At 59.2% G+C, this 23,371-nt stretch carries 21 protein-coding genes; 10 read left to right on the top strand and 11 right to left on the bottom strand.

The features are described from left to right. Nucleotides 1–78 precede the first annotated feature (78 nt). Both ACSQ22_RS25980 and ACSQ22_RS25975 read right to left on the bottom strand, forming a co-directional pair. On the bottom strand, nt 79–1,206 hold the full coding sequence (locus ACSQ22_RS25980) for a CaiB/BaiF CoA transferase family protein (protein WP_436131942.1): 1,128 nt from the start codon (nt 1,204–1,206) through the stop codon (nt 79–81). Between the two features lie 13 nt (nt 1,207–1,219). Further along, entirely contained in the window at nt 1,220–2,563 is a 1,344-nt protein-coding gene (locus tag ACSQ22_RS25975) for a hypothetical protein (RefSeq protein ID WP_436131941.1), read from the bottom strand. Nucleotides 2,564–2,762: 199 nt separating this feature from the next. Here ACSQ22_RS25975 and ACSQ22_RS25970 point away from each other — a divergent pair, with 199 nt between their 5' ends. From ACSQ22_RS25970 to ACSQ22_RS25950, 5 genes are read left to right on the top strand one after another with little or no spacing between them, the layout of a single operon-like run. After that, nucleotides 2,763–3,791: a Bug family tripartite tricarboxylate transporter substrate binding protein gene (locus tag ACSQ22_RS25970; RefSeq protein ID WP_436131940.1), complete on the top strand. Its 1,029-nt coding sequence runs from the start codon at nt 2,763–2,765 to the stop codon at nt 3,789–3,791. A gap of 9 nt (nt 3,792–3,800) precedes the next feature. Then, nucleotides 3,801–5,492: an FAD-dependent oxidoreductase gene (locus ACSQ22_RS25965; RefSeq protein ID WP_436131939.1), complete on the top strand. Its 1,692-nt coding sequence runs from the start codon at nt 3,801–3,803 to the stop codon at nt 5,490–5,492. Further along, entirely contained in the window at nt 5,489–5,851 is a 363-nt protein-coding gene (locus ACSQ22_RS25960; protein ID WP_436131938.1) for an NIPSNAP family protein, read from the top strand. Before ACSQ22_RS25965 ends, ACSQ22_RS25960 begins: the two co-directional genes overlap by 4 nt. A 46-nt stretch (nt 5,852–5,897) precedes the next feature. Then, nucleotides 5,898–6,860, top strand: coding sequence for a Bug family tripartite tricarboxylate transporter substrate binding protein (locus ACSQ22_RS25955; RefSeq protein WP_436131937.1), 963 nt, complete (start codon nt 5,898–5,900; stop codon nt 6,858–6,860). Then, on the top strand, nt 6,857–8,224 hold the full coding sequence (locus tag ACSQ22_RS25950; RefSeq protein WP_436131936.1) for an MmgE/PrpD family protein: 1,368 nt from the start codon (nt 6,857–6,859) through the stop codon (nt 8,222–8,224). The genes ACSQ22_RS25955 and ACSQ22_RS25950 overlap by 4 nt, the downstream gene beginning before the upstream one ends. A gap of 893 nt (nt 8,225–9,117) precedes the next feature. On the opposite strand, the gene ACSQ22_RS25945 is transcribed toward ACSQ22_RS25950, so the two are convergent. The 7 genes from ACSQ22_RS25945 to ACSQ22_RS25915 all read right to left on the bottom strand — a co-directional run bounded on the left by ACSQ22_RS25945 (nt 9,118) and on the right by ACSQ22_RS25915 (nt 16,013). Further along, nucleotides 9,118–10,275, bottom strand: coding sequence for an acyl-CoA dehydrogenase family protein (locus tag ACSQ22_RS25945; RefSeq protein WP_306555210.1), 1,158 nt, complete (start codon nt 10,273–10,275; stop codon nt 9,118–9,120). Nucleotides 10,276–10,296: 21 nt separating this feature from the next. Next, the gene (locus ACSQ22_RS25940) at nt 10,297–10,770 is read right to left on the bottom strand and encodes a MaoC/PaaZ C-terminal domain-containing protein (RefSeq protein ID WP_306555209.1); all 474 of its coding nucleotides are present in this window, start codon (nt 10,768–10,770) and stop codon (nt 10,297–10,299) included. A gap of 9 nt (nt 10,771–10,779) precedes the next feature. After that, nucleotides 10,780–11,223, bottom strand: coding sequence for a Zn-ribbon domain-containing OB-fold protein (locus tag ACSQ22_RS25935; RefSeq protein WP_436131935.1), 444 nt, complete (start codon nt 11,221–11,223; stop codon nt 10,780–10,782). Next, the gene (locus tag ACSQ22_RS25930) at nt 11,220–12,413 is read right to left on the bottom strand and encodes a thiolase family protein (RefSeq protein ID WP_436131934.1); all 1,194 of its coding nucleotides are present in this window, start codon (nt 12,411–12,413) and stop codon (nt 11,220–11,222) included. Before ACSQ22_RS25930 ends, ACSQ22_RS25935 begins: the two co-directional genes overlap by 4 nt. Further along, nucleotides 12,410–13,702 carry a CaiB/BaiF CoA transferase family protein gene (locus ACSQ22_RS25925; protein ID WP_436131933.1) on the bottom strand — a complete coding sequence of 431 codons (1,293 nt, stop codon included), beginning with the start codon at nt 13,700–13,702 and terminating at the stop codon, nt 12,410–12,412. Before ACSQ22_RS25925 ends, ACSQ22_RS25930 begins: the two co-directional genes overlap by 4 nt. A gap of 218 nt (nt 13,703–13,920) precedes the next feature. Next, complete coding sequence (locus ACSQ22_RS25920; protein ID WP_436131932.1) at nt 13,921–14,757, bottom strand: FadR/GntR family transcriptional regulator; 837 nt, start codon at nt 14,755–14,757, stop codon at nt 13,921–13,923. A gap of 341 nt (nt 14,758–15,098) precedes the next feature. Continuing rightward, nucleotides 15,099–16,013: a LysR family transcriptional regulator gene (locus ACSQ22_RS25915; RefSeq protein WP_436131931.1), complete on the bottom strand. Its 915-nt coding sequence runs from the start codon at nt 16,011–16,013 to the stop codon at nt 15,099–15,101. Between the two features lie 222 nt (nt 16,014–16,235). Between ACSQ22_RS25915 and ACSQ22_RS25910 the strand changes: the two genes are divergently transcribed. From ACSQ22_RS25910 to ACSQ22_RS25900, 3 genes are all read left to right on the top strand, one after another. After that, a complete protein-coding gene (locus tag ACSQ22_RS25910; protein WP_436131930.1) occupies nt 16,236–17,246 on the top strand; it encodes an alpha/beta hydrolase in 1,011 nt (336 codons plus the stop codon). Between the two features lie 140 nt (nt 17,247–17,386). Then, nucleotides 17,387–18,616 (top strand): MFS transporter, encoded by a 1,230-nt coding sequence (locus ACSQ22_RS25905; protein WP_436131929.1) that lies wholly within the window; start codon nt 17,387–17,389, stop codon nt 18,614–18,616. 12 nt (nt 18,617–18,628) lie between these two features. Further along, nucleotides 18,629–19,195: a cyclophilin-like fold protein gene (locus ACSQ22_RS25900; protein WP_436131928.1), complete on the top strand. Its 567-nt coding sequence runs from the start codon at nt 18,629–18,631 to the stop codon at nt 19,193–19,195. A 260-nt stretch (nt 19,196–19,455) separates the two neighbouring features. On the opposite strand, the gene trhA is transcribed toward ACSQ22_RS25900, so the two are convergent. After that, nucleotides 19,456–20,187: a PAQR family membrane homeostasis protein TrhA gene (gene trhA / locus ACSQ22_RS25895; RefSeq protein WP_436131927.1), complete on the bottom strand. Its 732-nt coding sequence runs from the start codon at nt 20,185–20,187 to the stop codon at nt 19,456–19,458. Between the two features lie 166 nt (nt 20,188–20,353). On the opposite strand from trhA, the gene ACSQ22_RS25890 reads away from it, so the two are divergent. Together ACSQ22_RS25890 and ACSQ22_RS25885 are read left to right on the top strand one after the other, a co-directional pair. Further along, nucleotides 20,354–20,848 carry a protein tyrosine phosphatase gene (locus ACSQ22_RS25890; RefSeq protein ID WP_436131926.1) on the top strand — a complete coding sequence of 165 codons (495 nt, stop codon included), beginning with the start codon at nt 20,354–20,356 and terminating at the stop codon, nt 20,846–20,848. 146 nt (nt 20,849–20,994) lie between these two features. Beyond that, nucleotides 20,995–22,145 (top strand): IS3 family transposase gene (locus tag ACSQ22_RS25885; RefSeq protein WP_436131925.1). Its coding sequence is split into 2 segments (ribosomal slippage): nt 20,995–21,241 and nt 21,241–22,145, totalling 1,152 coding nucleotides; the frame shifts between segments, so codons are not numbered across the junction. Between the two features lie 228 nt (nt 22,146–22,373). On the opposite strand, the gene ACSQ22_RS25880 is transcribed toward ACSQ22_RS25885, so the two are convergent. Beyond that, nucleotides 22,374–23,371: GGDEF domain-containing protein (locus ACSQ22_RS25880; protein ID WP_436131924.1), on the bottom strand; the 998-nt coding region annotated here is incomplete at its 5' end.

Here is a 23,371-nt window from a genome sequence, read left to right as displayed (position 1 = left end):
CTTCACTCGGACCTTCACGTTGTAGTCCACCACGCGTTTCACGGGAACAAGGATTTTCATAGATCGATCGGCTCTCTTTCATTGCTGGTTGGAGGAATTCTTTTGCCATCTCGCCATTACGACGGAAACATCGACAGGCAGAACACCGGCTGGAGACTGAATATGTCCCGGCGTGCGCGAGAAGCGCGGTGCTGGCGCGATGTGCGTTACGCCATCGACGTTCTCAAAACTCTTGCGCGACTGGAGATGGGGATGCTGCTGTGCTTCCTCCAGCGTCAGAACAGGAGCAAAGCAACTATCGCTACCCTCTATCCGCAAGCGCCACTCCGCCAGAGTACGCTGGCGAAATGCAGTGGCGATAGCGTTGCGTAGCAGGTGCCAACGAGCGCGGTCGTTCTGGGCGTCCCTCAGGTCATCTGGCAAGTCCAATTGCTGACAAAGTAGGGAAAAAAACTGGGGCTCAATCGGGCCAACGGCGACATGCCGGTTGTCGGCAGTCTCGTATGTTGTGTAGTAAGGGGCGCCACCATCGAGCATATTGCCAGAGCGCTCACCGCGATACAGGCCTCGCAAGCGGTGCGACAGGTTGTTACTGAGAAGAGAGAGAACACCGTCGCAGATGGCAGCATCCACCACTTGCCCTTCCCCTGTAGTTCGGGCGTGCAGCAGCGCCGCAAGCAGTCCCGACACCAAGTACAGGCTGCCGCCGCCATAGTCGCCCACAAGGTTCAACGGCGGCACGGGGCCTCTGCCAGTCGCGCCGATAGTGGCTAGTGCGCCTGCCACTGCAATGTAGTTGATGTCATGGCCAGCCGCCTGTGCAAGCGGCCCATGTTGCCCCCAACCCGTCATTCGGCCATAGACCAAACGGGGATTGTGCTGCGCAACAATTTGCGGACCAAGCCCAAGTCGTTCCATGACTCCTGGCCTGAAACCCTCAACCAACGCGTCAGCCTTTTCGAGCAACTGCAGCACTTGCTCGATAGCCTCGGGCCGCTTCAAGTCAAGCAGGACGGTTTGGCGTCCCCGCCCCACAATGTCCAAAGGACTCATCGGCGGCGCGTTTGGACGATCAATGCGCACCACCTCCGCGCCCATGTCCGAGAGGAGCATGCAGGCGAAGGGCCCTGGTCCCAGTCCGGCAAATTCGACAATTCGCAACCCTGCTAAGGGGCCTCGGCGAGGTGATGACGAGTGATTCTCCACCTGTGTCTCCAGTTCAGATCCCTATGCTGCGAGCCACCAGCCCCAAAACGCTGGCGGAGCTACCAAGTGCTAGCAATACAAAAACAGCATTTGCCCTCAGGCTGATAACGAGCACGGGTATGCCGGACCAGCGACTTGCAAGCGCGCTTACCACCGAGAAGGGGGTAACGATGATCGCAAGACCCCAACCGATGAGTACTGCGCTGATGTGAACCAGCACAGGTAAGCCCAACAGGGCAGGCCCGAGGCTGGCCCCAACGATGACGGAACTAAGCATGGGATGCAGCGCGCTAGCCGACATCAACACAATGGCAGAGGACACAGTTAGGCAGGCAAGTGCTGGAGAACCTGCGACTGAGGCACCCACGGCAGCAGTCCATGCGGCGGGAAGAGCGTTACCAACTACAGTCCCTGCGCAGCCGGAGACCATGAAAATCATCACTTCGCCCGCCATCCCTTTGAAGCTGGACATGTCTTGCCCTAGTTGGTGAGTCGCCGCACGGCAGGCGCCAAGGCCGCCGCCGAGCAATCGAGTGTTGAGTAACCATGCCACGGCGGGGGCAAGGGAAATGATCACTGCAGAGATTGGCATTGCCAGCCATTGGCTGGTCACTACCATGATGGACAGAAAACCCAGCATGGCCAACAAAACCGGCAAGCCACTGCGCACAAGCTCGCCCACCTTCACGACAGAAGGATCAGCGCAAACGTCGCTCCTCGGCATGCTGAACCTATCTAGCATCATGCCAAGCACGATGAACATCGTGGTGATACTTAGCGCTACCGGTAGCACCCCTGCCCAGTTCGCGCCCTCGTACATAGCCAGCACGATGCTCATGTTGCTATACATCGGGCTCCAAAGGCTCAGTGCGGCGTAGCCGCGGGTCACGGCACAGAAGGCGGCGATTCTTTCGGAGTCAGTGAGGTTTTTTTGCTGTGCTGCCGATTCCATCATCATCGATATACCAGCGAGGCCCAGCAGGCCACCAAAAAACTGGCTCGCCATGCTTACCACGCCGTACCGTTGACTTGGTTGTACGTGATAAAGGCGCTGAAGAAGGGTGCGAACCTGTGGCACCCGAGTGGCTGAGCGCGAAAGCAGATTGATTGTCACCAGGAGTGAAGCAATCAGCGCACCGATGCGAACTCCCCGTTCCAAAGTGGCTATGGGGGAAGAAAGCAGTGGCAGCAGCAAAACTGTCATCGCCAGAAGCACCGCAGAAGTGCGACGCAGCGACGGTGAGACTTGATCCAAATGACGCCAAAGAAAACATAGCGTCACGAGCACCACACCAACGACCAGACCAGATTTGCGAAACAGCAGATCTGCCAGCGTCAGGGCAGGAATGGCAGCCATTACAGCGACGTCAATTGACGGTGACCACGCTTGCATCACCGTCAAGACCGTAGGTTTCGTATGACGTTGTGGAGATGAATTTGGCCGCTTAGCCATGGGAGATATGCCCCCATACGAGGAGCCTCTTTGACTTTTTCCTAAGGGTTTTCATGCAGCTTGGATATTGCATGTACCTACTATACAATGAATGGATCAACCATTGAACATTGCTGCTCAAAGCGAGTGGCACAACCACCACCGCAAGGAGACGCAAGAGATGAAGATGAGCAAAAGAGCACTGATCGTGGCTATAGCCGCTCTGGGAACTGGCCTGGCCGGTGCACAAACGGAGAGCTTCCCGTCGCGGCCCATCACCATCGTTGTGCCGTATCCGGCAGGCGGGACCAGCGATGGGCAGGTGCGCATGGTTCAGGATCGTTTGAGCAAGCTTCTCGGCCAGCCCATCGTGGTCGAGAACAAGGCGGGGGCGTCAGGATCGATTGCTGCACAGTACGTAGCACGCTCCAAGGCCGACGGTTACACATTGCTGTATCCCAACTCTGGAGTACTGCTCGCGCCCTTGCTAAACGACAAAGCAGGCTACGACGCGCTGAAAGATTTCAAGCCAATCAGCATGATGACAGCCGTACCCATGGTGATAGTGACAAATAAGTCCATCCCGGCCAACAGTGTGGCTGACTTCATCCAGTACGCACGCAGCCAACCTAACGGTATCCAGTATGCGTCTGCGGGCCCCGCATCATTTGGTCACATCGCATCCGCTCGGTTTGCTCAAATGGCAGGCATAAAGGTTGAGCACGTGCCTTACCGCGGCGAGGCCAACACCACATTGGCTATTCGCTCAGGTGAGGTTCAGATGCTCTTGACAACGCCTTCTTCAGCCATGCTGGGCCAGATTCAGCAGGGCAACATCAAGCTGTTGGGGGTGGCGACTCAGAACTCTTCACCCTTGCTGCCCGGCACGCCGACACTCAACAAGACCGTTCCGGGATTTACCTCGGAAATATGGTTCGGGCTACTGGCTCCAGCTGGTACTCCGGATGACGTTGTCGCCAAGATCAATGCGGCTGTTAAGACGGTAATGTCCGACGAATCCATTCGCGCAAAGCTGGAACCTACCGGCGCACTGCCCCAGACATCCACTCCCGCAGAATTCGCAAAGGTGATGAGGGAAGAGTCGGCTCAATTGCGTGAAGTCATCAGCAAATACGGCATCAAGGCCGAATAAGGGTCCGAAATGAAGACTGAGTACGACCTCATTGTTGTAGGCTCAGGTGCTGCAGGATTGGCATGCGCCATCACCGCCAAGAAGCGCGGGCTGGACGTTGTTGTGCTGGAGAAAGAACCTGTGTTTGGTGGCACCACGGCGCTATCTGGCGGCGTGTTGTGGATTCCGCTGAATCAGCACGGCCTGAAGCAGAACCCGGCTGACACCGCCGAGCAAGTGCGCGCGTTTCTGCGCCACGAGTGTGGCCAGTTTTATGACGATGCCACGGTCGATGCCTTCGTCGAGCACGGCCCGAAGATGGTGGATTTTTTCGAGCGCGAGACCGAGATGCAGTTCTTGCCCACGCTCTACCCCGACTACCATCCCGATGCACCCGGTGGCGCCGCGGTGGGGCGCTCCATCCTGGCCAAGCCCTATGACATCCGGGGACTGGGTCGTGACATGCCGCGCCTGAAGCCGCCGCTGAAGACCATCACCTTCATCGGCATGATGTTCAACTCGTCCAACGCTGACCTGAAGCACTTCTTCCGTGCCACCAAGTCGCTGACCTCCTTCTTCTATGTGGCGCGCCGCCTGGCCAACCACATTAAGGAGTTGGTGCTCTACCGTCGCGCCATCAACGTCACCAGTGGCAACGCGCTGGCCGCGCGCCTGGCCAAGTCGGCGCTGGACCTGGGCATTCCCATCCTCACCAGCACGCCTGCCCAACAGGTGCTGATGGAAGGTGAGCGCGCCGTGGGTGTGCTCACTGGCTTCGGCCAGCAACTGCGCGCCCGCCACGGCGTGGTACTGGCCGCTGGCGGCTTCCCGCACGACGTGAAGCGCATCGCACAGGCCTATCCGCACCTCAAGCGCGGGCACGAGCACCTCTCGCCCACACCCACCAGCAACACCGGCGACAGCGCGCGCATGGCCGAGCAGGTGGGTGGCGTGGTGGACATCCGCTTTGGCGATACAGCGGCCTGGATGCCCGTGACCAAGGTCGATTTCGGCAATGGTGAAATCGGCGTGTTCCCGCACCTGCTGGACCGCTACAAGCCCGGCATCATCGGCGTGCTCAGCAACGGTCGCCGTTTCACCAACGAGTCCAACTCGTACCACGACGTGGGCGCAGCGCTCACGCGCGCCTGCGAGAGCATGCCCGAGACCGCGATGTGGCTCATCTGTGACAAGACCGCGCTGGGCAAGTATGGCCTGGGCTACGTGAAGCCTGCGCCTATGCCCATCAGCAGCTTCCTGCGCAACGGGTACCTGACCGAGGGCAAGACCCTGGCGGAACTGGCGCAGAAGTGTGGTATCGACCCGAAGGGCCTGGAGCAGACGGTGCGCGAGTACAACGGCCCGGCCGCGCGTGGCGAAGACCCGGCCTTCGGCCGCGGCTCCACCGCCTTCAACCGCTACCTGGCCGACCCCGAGCATGCTCCCAACCCCTGCGTGGCGCCCATCGAGCGCGGCCCGTTCTACGCCATCAAGGTTCTCATGGGCGACCTGGGCACGTTCGACGGCATCAACACCAGCGTGGTGGGCGAGGTGCTGCGCCGCGACGGCTCGGCCATTGATGGTCTGTACGCCGTGGGCAACGACCGCGCCAGCATGATGGGCGGCAACTACCCAGGCGCGGGTATCACCCACGGGCCGAACATGACCTTTGGCTATGTCACGGCGAACCACATCGCCGAGCAGGCCGGGGCACGCGCATGAACATGCCGACCGTGATTCGTCCCATTCCCGGGCGCCCGCTCGTGGATCACCGCATCTACACCATCGCGCTGCGCAAGATGCCCGAGTTCCTGGATGTCTTCAACCGCTTGGCCATGCCGGTGCTGATGGAGACCCTGGGCCACCCGGTGGGCTTCTGGACCAGTTTGGTGGGGCCGCAGAACCAGTTTGTGCACCTGTGGGCCTACGAAGACCTGGCCGACTATGAGCGGCGGAGCCGCGCGCGCGACAGTCATCCCGCCTTCGGTAACTACCTTGCGGCCTCAGGTCACCTGATCACTGCACAAGAGACACGATTGATTCGTGCCGCACCAGTGAATCTCACCCCTTTTCCCAAATAAAACTGCGCACCTGAATCGGTGCAATTGATCAGATCAGGAGACAAATATGAAGTTAAGAAAGCGCGCCATTTTTCTCGCCATCGCGCTTGCAAGCGCAGGCGTGCAGGCTGACGCCCAATACCCGAGCCAAGCAGTGCGACTGATCGTTCCGTTCCCGCCCGGCTCCAGCTCGGACGTTACAGCGCGTGCGGTCGCGCAAAAAATCTCAGGCCCGCTAGGCCAGCCAGTCGTTGTTGAAAACCGGCCTGGCGCGATGGGGGGAATCGGGATGCAGGCTGTAGCACGCAGCAAGCCCGATGGTCACACATTGGTGGTAGGAACCGTATCGACCACAGTGATACCTCCTATCGTATCGAAGAGCGTGCCCGTTGATCTGTTCAAAGATTTCACGCCCGTCGCTACGATGGCCAATACACCACTGTTGCTCACTGTGGCTCAGGATTCACCATTAGGGAGCGTCGCCGACTTGGTAGCTGCCGCCAAGAAAGCTCCCAAGTCATTGACTTATGGAAGTTCAGCGGGCCTCTATAAGATCGCTATGGAAGCGGTAAACAGCAGTGCCGGCATCGACCTTCTCGGTGTTCCCTTCACAAGCCCGCCCCAGGCGCTTACCGAACTGCTGGCTGGCCGACTTACGGTTAATCCCGATGCTTTGGGGGCTGTGGGGCCGATGCTACAGGCCAAGCGCGTGCGCGCGCTTGCCATTTTGGGCTCCAACAGAACGCCCAGCCTGCCTGATGTACCGACCATGCAGGAACTAGGCTTCAAGGGGTTTGCTTTCAATGGCTGGCTTGGCGTATTGGCACCAGCGGGAACGCCCCAGCCTGTAATAGAACGACTCCATAAGGAAATTGCCAAAGCCGTAGCAACGCCGGATGTCCAAGCACTGTACACGCGCCTTGGCATGGAGGCGACGGTGCTGTCGCCACAGGCCTACGGAGAAGAGATGCGTAAAGACGCCGCAAAATACCAGGCTGTGGCACAACAGGCAGGGATAGAGAAGGAATGAAAGAAGACACCAACTCCACCCTTTGGAAAATCTTGCGGCAGGCGCGCTCTATGTCTGTCGCAAGCATCCCAGAGTCCGTGCGGCAGCAAGCAAGACTGTGCATCCTGGATACGATCGGATGCATGTTAGCCGGCAGTCGTACGGAGGAGGCCCAGTTGGTGCTTGCGTGCGAGCCAGGGTCTGGCGATCAAACCGCTACCGTATTCGGCACTTCGCACCGTCGCGGGCTACACGCAGCGATGCGTATCAACGGTTATTTGGGCGACGTCCTCGAACTGAACGATCTAGTAGGCGGTCACGCCAGTATTGGCAATGTATCGGCTGCGCTCGCACTTGGCGAGTCGCAGGGGAGCAGCGGCGCGCACTTGCTCGAGGCGTTCGTGCGCGGCATCGAAGTGACAACGCGGGTGTATGAATCTGTATACCCCTCATTGCGGCGCTACACCGAGGCAGGACTGGTGCCCGTAGGCATACCGGCATCTTTCGGTTCGGCTGCCGCAGCCGCTCACCTGCTCGCGCTAGACGAGGAACAGACGCTACATGCTATGGCAATTGCCGGTAGCCTCGCCGGCTGGTGCCCAGCCGAAGTGATCTTTGGCCATGGAGGCTCGGTCAAGCCGATGCTCTTTGGCGCCCAGCCCGCTGATGTAGGCGTGACTGCTGCGCAGTATGCGAAGGCGGGTATGACAGGCCCCACGAACTTGCTCGATAGCAAGGTCGGTTACTTCACCACCGCCTCTACCGAAGGCCATTTCGATGCCGAAGCATGGAATATGCGATGGGCACTTGAACAGCCGCGGCGCAAGCTGCACGCGTGCTGCGGTTACCTGCATTCCGCAGTTGACGCTCTGGGAAGGCTGCGCCAGCGCATCGGTATGAACCTACAGAACGCGCGCTTTGAAGTGCGGGTGCCCACCTACGTGGCCGACGTGGTGAGCAAAGACCGTTTGCCGAATTCTCCCAATGACGCCCGCTTTCACCTGCAATACTGCCTTGCTCTGATTGCCTGTGGCACAGATGTAATCCTGCCAGAGCACAGTATCGCGCTGACCGAACAGCTACAACGCCGCGAAGTTATCGCAATGATGAAACAGATCACTGTTGTGCCCGACCCTGCCCTGGCGCACTACCACCAGTGCAACATCGCGGTAACAGATGCCGACGGACAGACCACGGTACAACCCGGGACGGCCCCGAGAGGCTCGCCGCAACAGCCGTTGGGCGATGACGAAGTGATGGCGAAATTCCATGCGCTTGCTGAACCGGTCCTAGGACGCGCACGCGCAGAGCAGTTCGTGCAAGAGACCTTGTCGCTTGAATCTGTTGGCAATGTGCGTACGTGGATTGCGATGCTTCGGACCTGATGGGCGCTACTCCGCAGCGCGGAACTGTGTCACGCCCGTCCTGAATAGCATTGACACTCCGGACCAGTGAAATCTAAAGCCGCACTACCCGACCAAAGACGCCCGATGCATCGCATCGGGCGTTTTCATTTTCAGCGACAGTGGCGGCCTCCCGCAGTAGTAGATCCCTACCGGCTGCTCGACTGTGTGCCTGGCCTGGGCAAGAATCGCAGGACGCTGTAGAAGCAACTCTGCCTTCAGTATGCTGTCGAACAGCTCAGCCAGTACGCTCTGGGTTGCCTTGCGTGGGCAGGCAAGTGACGTCAGCCACCCAGACCTGCTCACTGCCGCAGACTTGTTATTGCACAGCCTTGAGCTGATAGGGTGCGCCTTGAGGGATGGTGGGTTTCTGTGGTCTTGTGGTAATCCCGACGGGGCGCCACCAACAGCCTGGCATTGAGCCGTAAATCGAACATCGCATCGCGGCCCATGAAGATCCCATGGTGCTGCAGTGGCTCTTGCCGCAGATGGTGCGGCTTGCACGTACCGATTCGAGGCTGGCGGATACGATGCTCATGTACGGATCCCACCAACGCCTGCGCAGTAGCCAGGCGATCGGGCTCGCGGCGCCTGCTAGGGCAATACAGTTTGCCGAATGTGACCCACGTACTGGCAAGGCCTCTTCACGCTCAACAACCGGATGAGATCCTACGTAAGAACTTGCGGAAAGGATTTTTGCTATACGGACTCCGTAGTCCTCGCACAGCACGTTCATCACGGCCACGATCAGTTGGGCCTTCTCCTGCGTACCCTCAGCACCTTGATCTGCTGCTCTTGGGAGCGCCTCACTGATATCTGAAAAAAGGCCCCCAGGCTTCCCCGCGGGCCCTTTCTTCTTAGACTGCCAGCGTTAATTACAGGTCCATCTGCTTGGCGAGGATGTTGCGCTGGATCTCGCTCGTGCCGCCGCCGATCGGGCCGACACGGGAGTCGCGGAAAAACATCTGCATGTCGTACTCGTTGGAGTAGCCAGCACCGCCCATGATCTGCATGCCGATATCGGCGCACTTGAAGTTGTTTTCGGTAGCTACGATCTTAGCCATCGACGCTTCTTGGACCACTGGAAAACCGCCGTCAAGCAAGTCAGCAACACGGTAGGTCATTTGCCGGGCTGTCTCAGACATGATCAACATGTCGGCCAGTTTGTGCTGGATCACCTGAAACTGAGAGATTGGCTTGCCGAACTGAATGCGATCGCGAGCGTAGTCGCGCGCATATTCGGTGATTTTGAAGCAGTGGCCTGCCGAGATGGCTGCAAGACCCAGTCGCTCCAAGCCCAAGGCTTTCATAATGTTCTTCCAGGCTTGTCCTTCGCCCCCGAACAGGTTGCCAGCCGGCACGCGGACGTTATCGAAGAAAACTTCGTTGGCGTGGGTAGTGCGACGGCCAAGCATTGACAGCGGGCGGATTGTTACGCCGGGCGCCTTGGTTGGTACCAAGATGGTGCTGATGCCGTTGTGGCGGGCCTGCGTATCCGTCTTGACAATGGCCACGATGTAGTCGGCGACGTGGGCGCAAGTGATCCACACCTTACTGCCGTTGATCACGTATTCGTCGCCATCGCGGACTGCGGACGTCTTGATTCCAGCAACGTCGGAGCCGGTGCCCGGCTCGGACATGCCCAATGCCAGTTTGGCCTGCCCGTTAATGATCTTCGGAATGATTTGCTGCTTTAGCTCTGGCGAGCCAAACTTCGCAACGTGCATGCCGGCATAGATCGCTGAGGTGGTCACAGCCTGAGCAATACCGGTGTAGTAGTACCCCAGCGTTTCCAGAAACACAGCGATGTCTTTGTACGTGCCGCCCATGCCACCGAGTTCTTCGGGGTAGAACAAGCCCAGGTAGCCGGCTTCGGCCAGTGCGTTATAGGCTTCATGAGGAAATTCGCGCGCCTCGTCCATTTTGCGCACCTTCTCCCAGGGGAGGTGGCGCGACAGCAGGTCGAGTACGCCTTCGCGCATCATGCGTTGGTCTTCAGTCAGGCCGGCGGTATTGATCAGTGATTGGGACATGGTTACTCCGGGGAAACAGGTTTAGGACTTGTTCTGAATGGCCTGGCGGCCGGCAAGGGTGAGGACCATGGTGGTCATGAGTCCGGTCTGCACGACGTCGTTATGCTGATTCAGCAAATCCATGCGCCGCACCAGAACGCCACGGTCAGGCTTGGACGTGGGTCGCGTGGCAACCACAGTGGCGCGCAGGCGGATGGTGTCGTTGAAAAGAATAGGTTTGAGAAATTTCCACTCGTCAATCCCCAGCGCAGCAATTGCTGTGCCGTCCAGATAACCAAGACTGGCGCTCAATCCAGTGGCCACTGAAAGCCCGAGAGCACCGTGCGCGATGCGCTGTCCCAGCGGAGACTTGGCGCTATGCACAGCATCTGTGTGCATAGGGTTGACGTCGCCGGAGATCCATGAGAACTGGACGACATCGGTTTCAGTAATGGTGCGAGCCCGACTTTCGTCGACCTGTCCGACCTCGAATTCTTCAATGCACTTACCTCGCATATCCGCTCCTCATTGGTGGTTTGTGGACTCAGCAACCCGAGCAGCGAATAGCGGCCCGTCCTCGTACTGCAGGACGGCAATTTCCACTTGAATCCCTGGGGCCCAGGTGACGTCAGGTGCATCGAGCAAGCGGCAGGCAAGCCGGATGCCTGAGTCAAGGTCGACGATGCCAACTGCATATGGCGCTTCGGCCGCAAAAACGGCTGGGGCCGCATGGATGCGTGTCCAGGAATAGAGGGTGCCGCGCGCAGACAGCGGACTCCATACCACCCGATCGGACCAACAATGCGGACAGATAGGTCGAGGCGGGAAAGTCTGCTTGCCGCAGGCCTCGCAACAGGTGGTCTGCCAGCGGCCTTGCGCGAGGCCGTCCCAGAAAGTCTTGGTGAAAACCGAGGTACGCGGTGGATAGGCACGGCGACCCTGCGCGGGAACTGTGTGTATTTGCGTCATGCCATAGCCTCCAGAACGTGCACGAGAGCAGCGTTGTAATTACCCAGCTCGCCGGTGGAAAGACCAAAGCGCGCGTTTTTTACCTGCCGCGCGCCAGCGCGGCCACGCAATTGCTCTGCCAGTTCAACGTAGTTGTAAAGTGAGGTCACGTACGCGGGATGGCCCCGAGAGGTCAGGCCGCCAGATGTGGATACTGGGATGCGTCCACCGAGACTGGTCTCACCATCGAACGCGGCACGGGCTCCGTGACCCCGAGGCACGAGGCCAATTGCTTCGCTCACCAGCACCTCGACGATCGTGCAAGGAGCGTAGAGCTCCACCACATCCAGGTCGTCGGCAGTGATGCCCGCTTGCTTGTAGGCATCGCGCGACGCTCGGGCCGCGGCCTCAAAGCCGATCATGTCATTGGGCACATCGTTGATCTGGTGGGAGCCGTCGTGATAAAACCCTCGGCCACGAACCAGCACATAGGGCTTACCCAGAGATTTGGCTACTTCCTCGCTTGCCAGCACCAGACATGCGGCTCCGTCGCCACGCGGCGGCACGTCATACAGGCCTAGCGGTTCAACGATGGGACGCTGAGCCAGTACTTCTTCCAGCGTGATGGGCTTACGATACTGAGCCAGCGGGTTTAAGGAGGCGTGGTGGCGGTTCTTAACAGCAACGGCTGCGAGCTGTTCCCGCGTGGCGCCGGTCTCGTTCATGTAGCGCATGGCATCCATGGCGTACCACGCAATCGGCGTAAATCCAGCCGACGTGTGGAAGTCCACGTCGCCCGTCGTTCTCATGCTGCTCATCATGTGCTCAGCAGCAGAGACCGCACTTTCCATGTTGATACCTAGTGCGAGCGCGACATCGGAGCGTCCCAGCAGGATCTCGTCACAGGCCTTGTCGAAGGCTAGCGCAGCCGTCATGCCGTTACCCATAACCTCCATAACGCTGCCTCGGCAGGCCAGCCGCAACTGTCCGACTAAAAAGGTGTGAAAGTACTTCTGCCGCGTATAGGGACGTGGCAGTGTGAACACTAGGCTCTGTATGTCCTCTTTGGAGATGCCCGCGTCCTGGACTGCCTCAGCAACCAGTCGCGTCATGATTTCGTTCTCAAGGACCTGCAGTTCTTCCTCATCTGCGGTCTGGTGCCGACCGTTGGGGATGGCGCTAGCGCCAATCAATGCGACGCGGCGGGTCACGATGCCACCTTCACTGCATCAGCGCTGACCGCGCCAAACGCCCCCTGCGCCTGCAACTGCTCAATGCGGTCATCGTCGTAGCCCAGCGTTTCTCTCAGGACTTCCTCGGTGTGCTCGCCCACCGCGGGCGCAGCGAAAGGCGCAACTGCTGGCGTCCTCTCTAATCTCAACGGACTGGCGATATTGGGGATCCAGCCCTTGACCGGGTGAGGGATGCGCGTTACGAGACCGCGCGAGCGAGCCTCGTCCGATGCAAGGGCTTCGCCCAATGTCTTGACCTGACCGTGGGGCACGTTCGCTGCACGCAATAGCGGTGCCCAATGGCTCCAAGGTTGCTTGGCGAAGGCCTCGTCCATGATCTGGAAGATGCTCTCGCGTTGCTCGAGCCGCTTCACACGCTGCGACAACACCGGGTCGTATGCAAGATCTGGCCGCCCCAGCACCTGCTCAAACAGGCGCTGAAAGATCTTGTCGTTGCCGCAGTTGATATAAAAGGGCTTGTCCTGTGACTGGAAGACTCCCGAAGGACATGTATCGGGGCTGACATTGCCGTTGCGCTTCGGCTCATAGCCAGTGGTCAAGTGCTGCATGGCGCCGAACCCAGTCATGAGGATGGCCGTGTCAAACAAGGCCACCTCCACTTTTTGCCCCACACCATCCCGCGTGCGGGCCATCAACGCCAGCAAGATGGCATTGGTTGCGGACATGGCCGTAGCGACGTCCATCACGGCGGCACCAGTACGAACCCCTTGGCGGTCTCCGTACCCATTCATGGAGATAAATCCGCTCTCAGCCTGTGCGATCGGGTCAAAGCCTAGACGGTCTGCGTAACGACCGTCGCGCCCGTAAGCTGAGATAGAGCAGTAGACCAAGCGCGGATTGAGTTTTGCACAAGCTGCATAGTCCAGTCCAAATCTGTCCATCACACCGCTAGAGAAGTTCTCTACCAACACATCGGCCTGTGCGATGAGCTCTTTTGCAATTTTTAGCCCCGCCTCGCTCTTCATATCAAGCGCAAGGCTTTTCTTGTTGCGGTTAGCCCAAATAAAGGGGCCACCTTGGGCAGGTATCGCAGGGTCCACGGTGGGGTAGTGACGAAAGTCTTCGCCCCGCTCTGGAGCCTCGACCTTTATGACGTCGGCGCCGAAATCGGCCAGGGTCTGTGTTGACAGTGGGCCTGCCACGAAATGCGTGAAGTCGATCACCCGAAGCCCTTTGAGCGCAGGCGCCGCCTGAGAAGGCGTACTCTGGTGGATCGGAAGGGAGTCGATACGTTGCTGGTCGAACATTGGTCATCCTATCAATGGTTCAACCATTATATTGAAGAAATGCGCAATGCCAAGCCCTGCGGATGCGCGGATCAACGCTCAGTACGAACGGGAAACGTCAAAAAGCCCCGTCGACGGCTGTCGATAGGGCTTCCAGGGATTTACAGAAAGTGGGAGGCGGCCGTCGCTGCGCGTGCAGCTGATGCCTCAGCATTGCCAAATGCTGGAGGGAAATAGATTTAGCCCGAGCTGCGCGAGCTACTTTTACGCGCCCTGACCGGAATCTCGGCGAAGGACTCTGTCGTCTGCTTTGCTGTTGCCGCTGGAGCAGCTTCTTTGGCCAAGGAAAGGTAGCTGCGCTGTAGGCGCTTTAGGCTGGATTCCATTTCTGCAACCGCACCTTCAGCATCCCGTGCCTCCATCATCTTGATGAAGCGCTTGCGAGAAGGCAAAACAAATGAGTTCTCGTATGGGCCAATAGTCTGTACGAAGTGCCGCAAAACAGCCAGGACGCTGTCCATGACGATCACCATGACAGGGTTCCCCGTCATACGGGCGAGAATTCGGTGAAACTCTAAATTTGCCTCAGCGCGTTTGCCTAGATCACCCTGTGCATTCGCCTCTTCTGCCTGGCGTACGTTTTCGCGAAGGTTTTCGATGTCGTTAGGCACTGCGCGCTGACAAGCTTCACGGACTACGATTGATTCCAGCCAAATTCGGGCTTCAGTCAATTGAGCGGGCAATATTGACCCACTGTGGAACATGTCGAGCAACCCAGTCGAGATCGTTTCTCCGCTCGCCTCGGTGATGAAAGCTCCGCCGGTCGCACCCTTTTGAAGCCGCACCAAACCCGAATGCTCAAGCGAACGGAGCGCTTCACGCAATGTGTTGCGGGAAACGCCAAATTGCTCGGAAAGTGCCCGCTCAGAAGGCAAGCGATTGCCCACGCGCAACTTCCCCTCGGCCAACTGGGCGCGAATTTGCGTTGCGATTTCCTCAAACGCACGCTGCGATTTGATCGGCCGAAAGACAGGTGCCGGTTCGTCAGAGGAACGCATGGAAGATTGTGATTCCATCAAAGTGCTCAGAGCCAGTAGTGAGATTGGCGCAATGATAGGACCAAAAGCGGAAGCTTCAACATCCACTTTGCGTGTATGCGTGTGTGCATACTCAGATGCACACCCGATGACGAAGCCAGACTGCACTCTTGCATGCGGGTCGGCAGAAGAGATCTAAGGCTGACCCCCGTCATTGGAATAGACCTGGTTTTTGCCGAGCCGGAGATCAATACCCGGTTACGGCTTAAAAGGTCGTCGGACTGTTGGTTCTCACCGTCAGCTCTCAGCCTAAAACTGCCGCGCCAGAAGTCGGTTCTGCAGCGTTACCGGTCGCTCTCAGGGCGATTTCTTTGTGACGGCTACCTCCGCCTTTTTCCAGCAACCTCCAGCGAACGCAGCGCACCGATTACCAGCGAAAACGCGGGGGGCGGCTGTCTGCGACTCGGATAGTAGAGGTAGTAACCCTCAAACGGCGCGCACCAGTCCTCCAGCACCCGAATGAGCCGCCCTTCCTCAATGTGAGGTGCGAACTCCTCCTCGGGGAGAAAGGCGATACCCAGGCCCTGCAGCGCCGCCAGAACAATGTGTGGGGTGCTGTTCAGCGTGACCTGACCCTCGACCCGAACATTCACCTGCTTGCCCTTGCGTTCGAACTCCCAGACATACAAGCCGCCATGCGTCGGAAAGCGCATGTTGATGCAACTGTGCTGAATCAAGTCTTGCGGCGTCTTCGGTTTCGGGTGTCTGGCGAAATAATCTGGCGCGGCGACTGCCGCCATCCGCAGCTTGGGTCCAATAGGCACTGCAATCATGTCCTTGTCGATGGTGTCGCCCAGCCGCACACCCGCGTCAAAGCGGTCCGCCACGATGTCCCTGAGCCCGTAGTTGACGTCGAACTCGACCTTGACGTCGGGATATTGATGCAGCAGCGGCGCGACCTTGGGCAGGAGCGTGGACCGAAGTACGTGGTCACCACAGGTGATGCGAACCGTGCCGGTCGGTTTGTCACGCAGTTCCGACAACTCATCCAGCTCAGCCTCTATCTCGTCAAAGCGATGCCCGATGGCATGTAGCAACCGTTCTCCGGCAGCCGTAGGCGACACGCTTCGCGTCGTTCGTGTGAGCAGCCGGATTTCGAGTCTGGCCTCCAGGCCACTGATGGCCTGGCTCAGTGCTGACTGGGTCACTCCCAGCTGTGCGGCAGCGCGAGTGAAGCTGCCTTCACGTGCCACCGTGACAAATGAGAGGAGATCGTTGAGGTTTCGTCTGACCATGCTTTCAGTTTCTCATGACCATTTGATTAGTTCAACTAATTAATTTTATAAGAATTGATTAGCTAGTCAAAGAGATAGAGTCTCGAGAAAATTCGCCTCATACCAACGGATTTTTCGTATGAAAGGCACCTCATCATGGACAAGCACCCCGCAACTGGCACCCCCATTGCTAGCCCAAGCCGCCGCAACCTGCTCAAGACAACCGGATCAGGACTTGCCGCAATGAGCGTCGGCCTGGTCACCGCCGCTCCCGCCCTCGCCCAGACCCGCTTGAAGCTCGGCGACAAATGGGACAAGACCTTCCCCAAGAGCACCAAGGTCGACCACAAGAAGGTCGCCTTCAAAAACCGCTACGGCATCCTTCTGGCGGCCGACCTGTACCAACCCAAGAACGCCAGCGGCAAGCTGGCGGCCATTGCCATCGGCGGCCCCTTTGGCGCAGTGAAAGAGCAGTCGTCGGGCCTGTATGCACAGACGATGGCTGAACGTGGCTTCATCACGCTGGCATTCGATCCGTCTTACACCGGAGAAAGCGGTGGCGAACCACGCAACGTCGCATCGCCCGACATCAATACCGAGGACTTCAGCGCTGCAGTTGACTTCCTTGGTCTGCAGCCGGCGGTGGATCGGGAGCGCATCGGCATCATCGGAATCTGTGGCTGGGGTGGCATGGCCTTGAATGCCACTGCGGTGGACAAGCGGGTCAAGGCCGTCGTGGCCAGCACCATGTACGACATGACGCGCGTCATGTCCAAGGGCTACAACGACAGCGTGACCCTCGCGCAGCGTACGCAGATGCTGGAGCAGATGAGCCGCCAGCGGTGGGCGGATGCTGAGAAAGGAGCCCCGGCCTACCAGGCACCCTACAACAATCTGCAGGGTGGCGAGGCGCAGTTCTTGGTTGACTACGCGGACTACTACGCCAAGCCGCGTGGTTACCATCCGCGCGCAGTCAACTCCCTGAACGCATGGACGCAGACGACGCCACTGTCGTTCATGAACATGCCCATCCTGACCTACATCGCGGAAATCTCCCCACGTCCGGTCCTGTTCATCCACGGCGAAAAGGCTCATTCACGCTACTTCAGCGAAACGGCCTACGCCGCTGCTGCTCAACCGAAGGAGCTCGTCATCATCCCAGGCGCCAGTCACGTCGATCTGTACGACCGTGTAGACGTGATCCCGTTCGACAAGCTCACGTCCTTCTTCAAGCAACACCTGACAGCAGCATGACCACCTGAATCCGCCGCCTTTTTAGACGGTCGGAGCGCCGGTCCCGAGAACAGCGAACCTTGGTCACGGACACCGCCATGCCCGCCCGACGGATGTGCATGGCAGCTCATTTTGAACATCTCGGCCGCACGGAGAATTCCATGACTCCCACCGAATCAAATGCACTCGTCGAGGTCATCTCGGCAGATCGAAAACAGCCCGCAAACTGGGGCGGCGTCTTTGCCATGTCACTGTGCGTCTTTGCGCTCGTGGCCTCCGAATTCATGCCTGTCAGCCTCTTGACGCCTATCGCCAGCGACCTAGGGATCACCGAAGGCATGGCTGGCCAGGGCATCGCAATCTCAGGTGCATTCGCTGTACTGACCAGCCTGTCGATTTCGGCGCTGGTCGGCACCATGGATCGCAAGAAGCTGCTGCTGGTCCTGACCGTCCTGATGGGCATCTCCGGCGCCATTGTGGCGCTGGCGCCGAACTACCTGACCTACATGGCAGGTCGCGCCCTCATTGGCGTGGTGATCGGCGGCTTCTGGTCCATGTCGGCCGCCATGGCGATGCGCCTGGTGCCCCCTAGTAAAGTGCCCAAGGCCTTGGCCATCTTCAATGGAGGCAATGCATTGGCAACGGTGGTAGCCGCCCCCATGGGAAGCTACCTCGGGTCCATCATCGGGTGGCGCGGAGCCTTCTTCGCACTGGTGCCCGTGGCGTTGGTCGCGCTGGCCTGGCAATGGATCGCCCTGCCAATCATGAAGACTGAGAAGCGCGCACCCAGCACTGGCAATGTGTTCAGGGTGCTAAAGAGTCGAACCGTTGCTTACGGCATGGCTGGATGTGGCGCCTTCTTCATGGGGCAGTTTGCGCTGTTTACCTACCTGCGGCCTTTCCTTGAGACCGTGACGCACGTCAATGTGTCCACCCTGTCGCTGCTGCTCCTGGTGATCGGCGGGGCAGGTTTCATCGGTACCTTGGGCATAGGTACGCTGCTCCAGCGGGGCCTGTACGGCCCGCTCATCACCATCCCCATCGTCATGTCGTTGATTGCCGTCGCGCTGATTCCGTTGGGGACCTGGGTGCTTCCCGTGGCCGTTCTACTCGGCGTTTGGGGATTGATAGCTACCGCCAGCCCTGTGGGTTGGTGGAACTGGATCGCGGAGGTCTTGCCGCACGACGCAGAGGCAGGTGGCGGCCTGATGGTCGCAGTCGTCCAATTCGCCATCGCCTTGGGTTCTACCGTTGGGGGAGTACTGTTCGATGCCAGCGGCTATCAGAGCACCTTCATCGCGAGTGCAGCAATGTTGTTGATCGGCGCTTTTCTGACACTCCAGACCTCGCGCGCCCAGGCGAGTCAGGGCACCCGATCCAAGTCCACCTGAGAAGGAGAACCCATGACCAACGAACCTTTCAATGCCGACTCAGGCTGGTCATGCCCCCCGCTGGGGGCAATGAGCACACGTCCTTCCTGGTACCAACGGACCAGACCATGGGTGGGACCGCTGCTGCTTACTTTCTCATTGTGTGGCGGTCATGCTGCACATGCGACCGGCTCTGTGTCAGCTGCGGGCGCCATGGCAAATTCCACCCAGACACCCAAGAAATCAGAGGAGTCACGCATGTGGATGACCATCGGCGAACGTCGCTTCGCCATCACCCTGGCCGACACCCGAGCCGCTCAGGCATTCGCCGCCATGTTGCCGCTGACGCTGGACATGGAGGAACTCAACGGTAACGAGAAGAAGAAAGAACTGCCGAACGCGCTGCCGACAGACACATACCAGCCAGGCGTGATCCGAAATGGTGACCTCCTGCTATGGGGATCGCGTACCGTGGTCATTTTCTATCTGACCTTCGATTCACACTACTCCTACACACGCCTCGGCCGCGTGGACGACACGGCCGGGCTTGCCGAGGCGCTCGGGCGGCGTGATGTCCGGGTTGTGTTTTCCAGGGACTAGTCAGGAACCTGCGCGAGAGGACCAAGCATCAGACTCGCAGCAAGTCCTCAAGCCCTATCGGGCAGCGGCCGGTAAAGGAGCGAAGCGGTCATAGGATCACCAAAACTGGATGACGGCAATCAGCCTGAACCTGCCGCACCGGAGGCAGGCTCCGCAGTGATAGCAGTCACCAAACTTGGATCAATGCATCCATGGCCCGTACCACACAGCGGTCATTCGCCCTGGGCGTGTGGCTAGCGCCAATACCCCCAGCGCTGATTTCAAGCCACGACTCTGACAACCGCTGCATAGTGGCTCGCCGTTCCACCCAGTACAAACAAGTGCCAGATTCCATGCGCATGGCGGTAGCCGGCGCGATTGACGTAGAAGATCGTGCCAGCTGTGTAGAGGGCTGCCCCGGTGAGCAACCACTGTAGCCCTCCCGCGTCGATCTGGGCAAGCAGCGGTACGGCAGCAACCACCATGACCCAACCCATTCCAACATAGAGTGCCAGGGGCGGTTTTTGGGAGGCGACACCAAGTTCGCGCGCTATTCCCAGCAGGGCAATGCTCCACACTGCCACCAGGAGGGCCCAGCCCCAGGCACCTTTCACCGCAACCAATGCAAAGGGCGTGTAGCTGCCAGCAATGAGCAAGTAGATAGCGCAGTGGTCAGCACGTTGCCACCACAGCTTCGCTTGCCCATGCGAGCCATGGAAGAAGGTGGATGCGGCATACAGTGCAACGCTGGACAGCGCAAAAACCAGCCCCCCAACGATCTTTCCCACGTTGCCAGTGGGCAGGCTGGCCGTGAGCATAAGTGGAACGCCTAAAACAGCCAATGCGAACCCAAACAAGTGGGTGCAGGTGTTGAAGCGTTCGCCGGGGCGCATTCGATTTGGAGTGCTTAGCTGGCGCCAGTGAATCAGCTGGGCGTGACATGGGCGTGAAGAAGATGTGAAGCACTTCATCTTGTCCAATTTGTAGCAAAGAGCCCAAGAGGTGTCCTCCATGGAAGAGCGGCACAGCACCCGGCTGAATTGATTGATCGGGTATGGCTATTGCTTGTCACTGGCAACGCAAGTTTCCGTGATGTGCAAAACTGGACGGCATGCACCAAAGTCCAACTGCTTGTGGCCTGGAAGCTTCGCTTGTGGCGCTTTAAACTGAGGTCTACCTATGCGCAAGGTTGCCAATGTTCTTTTTGTGTCCGTGGAGAACGCACTGCGCAGTCAGCTTGCGGAAGCCTGTCTTCGGCATGTGGCCAAAGGGCGCCTGAACGCATTTTCCTGTGGCGTGCCGGGACGGCTGGCGCACGCGGTCAGCCCTATCGCGCTGGAGGTGTTGCATCGCGCCGGGATGCCCATTGCCCACCTGAAACCCAAGAGTTGGGACCTTTTCAAGGCGGCGGGCGCTCCCCGAATGGACTACGTCATTTCGCTGGACGAACAAACGGCAAGCGAGCACCCGGTCTGGCCGTCTCAGCCGGAGTTGGCATTGTGGAGCTACCCACCGCTACTGTGGACCCTGACACCCGTGCCTGATCGAGAGCGGAAAGCAGAACAGGTTCTACTTTCGCTGCAGCGCAGAATTGAGTTCCTGGTGAGCCTGCAAGCGAAAGTCGCGCATCGGAGCGAACTCCGAGGTGATTTGCGCGACCTTGCACACATCTGAGTCGGGGTGCTCATCCAAAGCCTCGCAATAGGCTCGCCAGTGGCCTGCTGAGCGGTCTCTATAATTTCCGCACCATGCTACGGTGAATCTCCCCGGGTTGCCTAGACACCTCTGAGCCTCAAACCTGAGGTCCAATAGGAGGTTCCATGAGTAAACAGAGATACCCGGAAGAGTTCAAGACCGAAGCGGTCAAGCAGATCACTGAGCGAGGCCACAAGGTGGCCGACGTGTCGGCCCGACTCGGGGTCAGCCAGCACAGTCTGTATCAGTGGATCAAGTCCCATCGAGTGCCCGGGGGGGAACGGCAAGCCCAGGGATCGCAGACAGACGAGTTGCGCAGGTTGAAGGCCGAGCTCAAACGCGTGACCGAGGAGCGCGACATCCTAAAAAAGGCCGCAGCGTACTTTGCCAAGCAGTCCGGGTGAAGTACGCATTCATCAAGCGGCACGAACATGAACACAGCGTGCGACGCCTGTGCGAGGTCATGACCGTGCACCCCAGCGGGTACTACGCCTGGAAGGCCGAACCCGCGAGCCCAAGGGCTCAGGACGACCATCGGCTGCTGGGTTTGCTCAAGCACGCCTGGCTGGAGAGCGGTGGTGTGTACGGATACCGCAAGCTCACGCTGGACATGCGCGATCTGGGCGAGACCTGCGGCAAGCACCGCGTGGCCCGACTGCTCAAACTCGAAGGGCTGCGTTCGCAGACCGGCTACCGGCGCCGCCCCGGCGTGCGTGGTGGCAAGCCTGCTGTCGTCGCCCCCAACCACCTGCAGCGCCAGTTCACCGTGGCCGAACCCAATCAGTGCTGGGTGACAGATATCACCTACATCCGCACCCATGAGGGCTGGCTGTATCTGGCCGTGGTGGTCGATCTGTTCTCGCGCCAGGTCGTTGGGTGGTCCATGGGTAGTCGCATCGATACCGGCCTGGTACTCGATGCACTGGTCATGGCGCTGTGGCGTCGTCGCCCCAAGCAGCCGGTCACGGTGCATTCGGATCAGGGCAGTCAGTTCACTGGGCATGACTGGCAGGATTTCCTGCGCGATCACAACCTGATCTCCAGCATGAGCCGTCGCGGCAACTGCCACGACAACGCCGTGGCCGAGAGCTTCTTCCAGTTGCTCAAGCGCGAGCGCATTCGTCGCCAAGTCTATTCAACGCGCGATGCCGCAAAGACCGATGTCTTCAACTACATCGAGATGTTCTATAACCCAACGAGGCGTCACGGAACCGCCGGAGATATATCTCCGGTAGAGTTCGAACGACGCCATTCCCAACGGCTCAAAAGTGTCTAGGGAATCCGGGGCGATTCAAACCAGTTCGTGATGTTTCTCATTGTGTGGTGTGGCTGAGCGTTGGCGCAGCGACCCTGTTGTGGAAAAAGTCGCGCATTTCTGAATGCCTCGGAGCTGGGCGCGGCAGGCGCATGCAACAGTTGGCCAGCACTGGGACCGCCCCCCGGCTCTCGCTGCAACTGGAGCTGACAGCTAACTACTGTGCGGGAACCGGAATCCTATCCCGCATCAGCTTGGCATGCTCCCATGAAACCGCTCAAGAACGGCGCGTGCGCGTCCCGCCTGTTTGGCTGCGTACAGTGCCTGGTCTGCGGTGGCCAGCAAGGCCGTGGCACACACCGGCGGCGTGGTGGAGGCTGTTTCGCGTAAACCTGCGGGTGCTTGATTCCAATGGTTTGAGGCTTGATCAAAGGAGCCGATGCCGATGGACACGGTCAGAAAGCCAGTCGCACTGGCGCTGTGCGGAATCTTTAACTGGGCCACGTTCGCCATCAGGGTTGCGGCAACGCCCATGGCGCCGTCGCCATCCGTGTCTGGTAGCACCAACGTGAATTCTTCACCACCATACCGTGCGACCAGGTCTGCCGGGCGGTTAGTCGCCCTCTGCATGGCGCGAGCCACTTGGACCAATGCTTCGTCTCCTGCGCCATGACCAAAGGTGTCGTTAAAGCGCTTGAAATGATCTACGTCCACCATCAGCACGGCAATGGCGCTGCGGCTGCGCTGAGACCGTTTGCACTCTCGGAGTAGCGTTTCATCCAGCGTTCTGCGGTTGGCCACGCCCGTCAAGGCGTCGGTGGATGACAGCTGGCGCAACCTGTCCAGCGCCCGTTTGAGCCGCAGCTGGGTTCTTACCCGCGCCGCGACAATGGCTGGATGAAAGGGCTTTCCGATGAAGTCTGCCGCGCCTTGGGCCAGCCCTTCCTCTTCCATACCCTGACTACTATCACTGGTGATGAAAATCGCCGGAATATCCTCCCACTGCGGATGGGCACGCATCGCGCCCAACACATCAAAGCCCGACATGCCTGGCATATGTGCGTCCAGCAGCACCACATCCGGGGGCTCCTGCTCCAGCAGTCGAAGTGCATCCGCGCCGCTGAGCGCGTAGCGGATGCTGCCGATGCCCGTCAGCGCTTTGGCCAAGACCTGGACCACTGTGATGTCGTCGTCCACGATCAAAAGACTGGCGTGGTCTGAGTCAATGAGATGGGGCATTGGGGGAT

The sequence above is a fragment of the Acidovorax sp. LjRoot38 genome (assembly GCF_964252975.1).
Lineage (GTDB): Bacteria > Pseudomonadota > Gammaproteobacteria > Burkholderiales > Burkholderiaceae_C > Acidovorax > Acidovorax facilis.
Note: the sequence above shows the minus strand (reverse complement) of the source record. Positions and strands in the feature narration are given on the sequence as shown.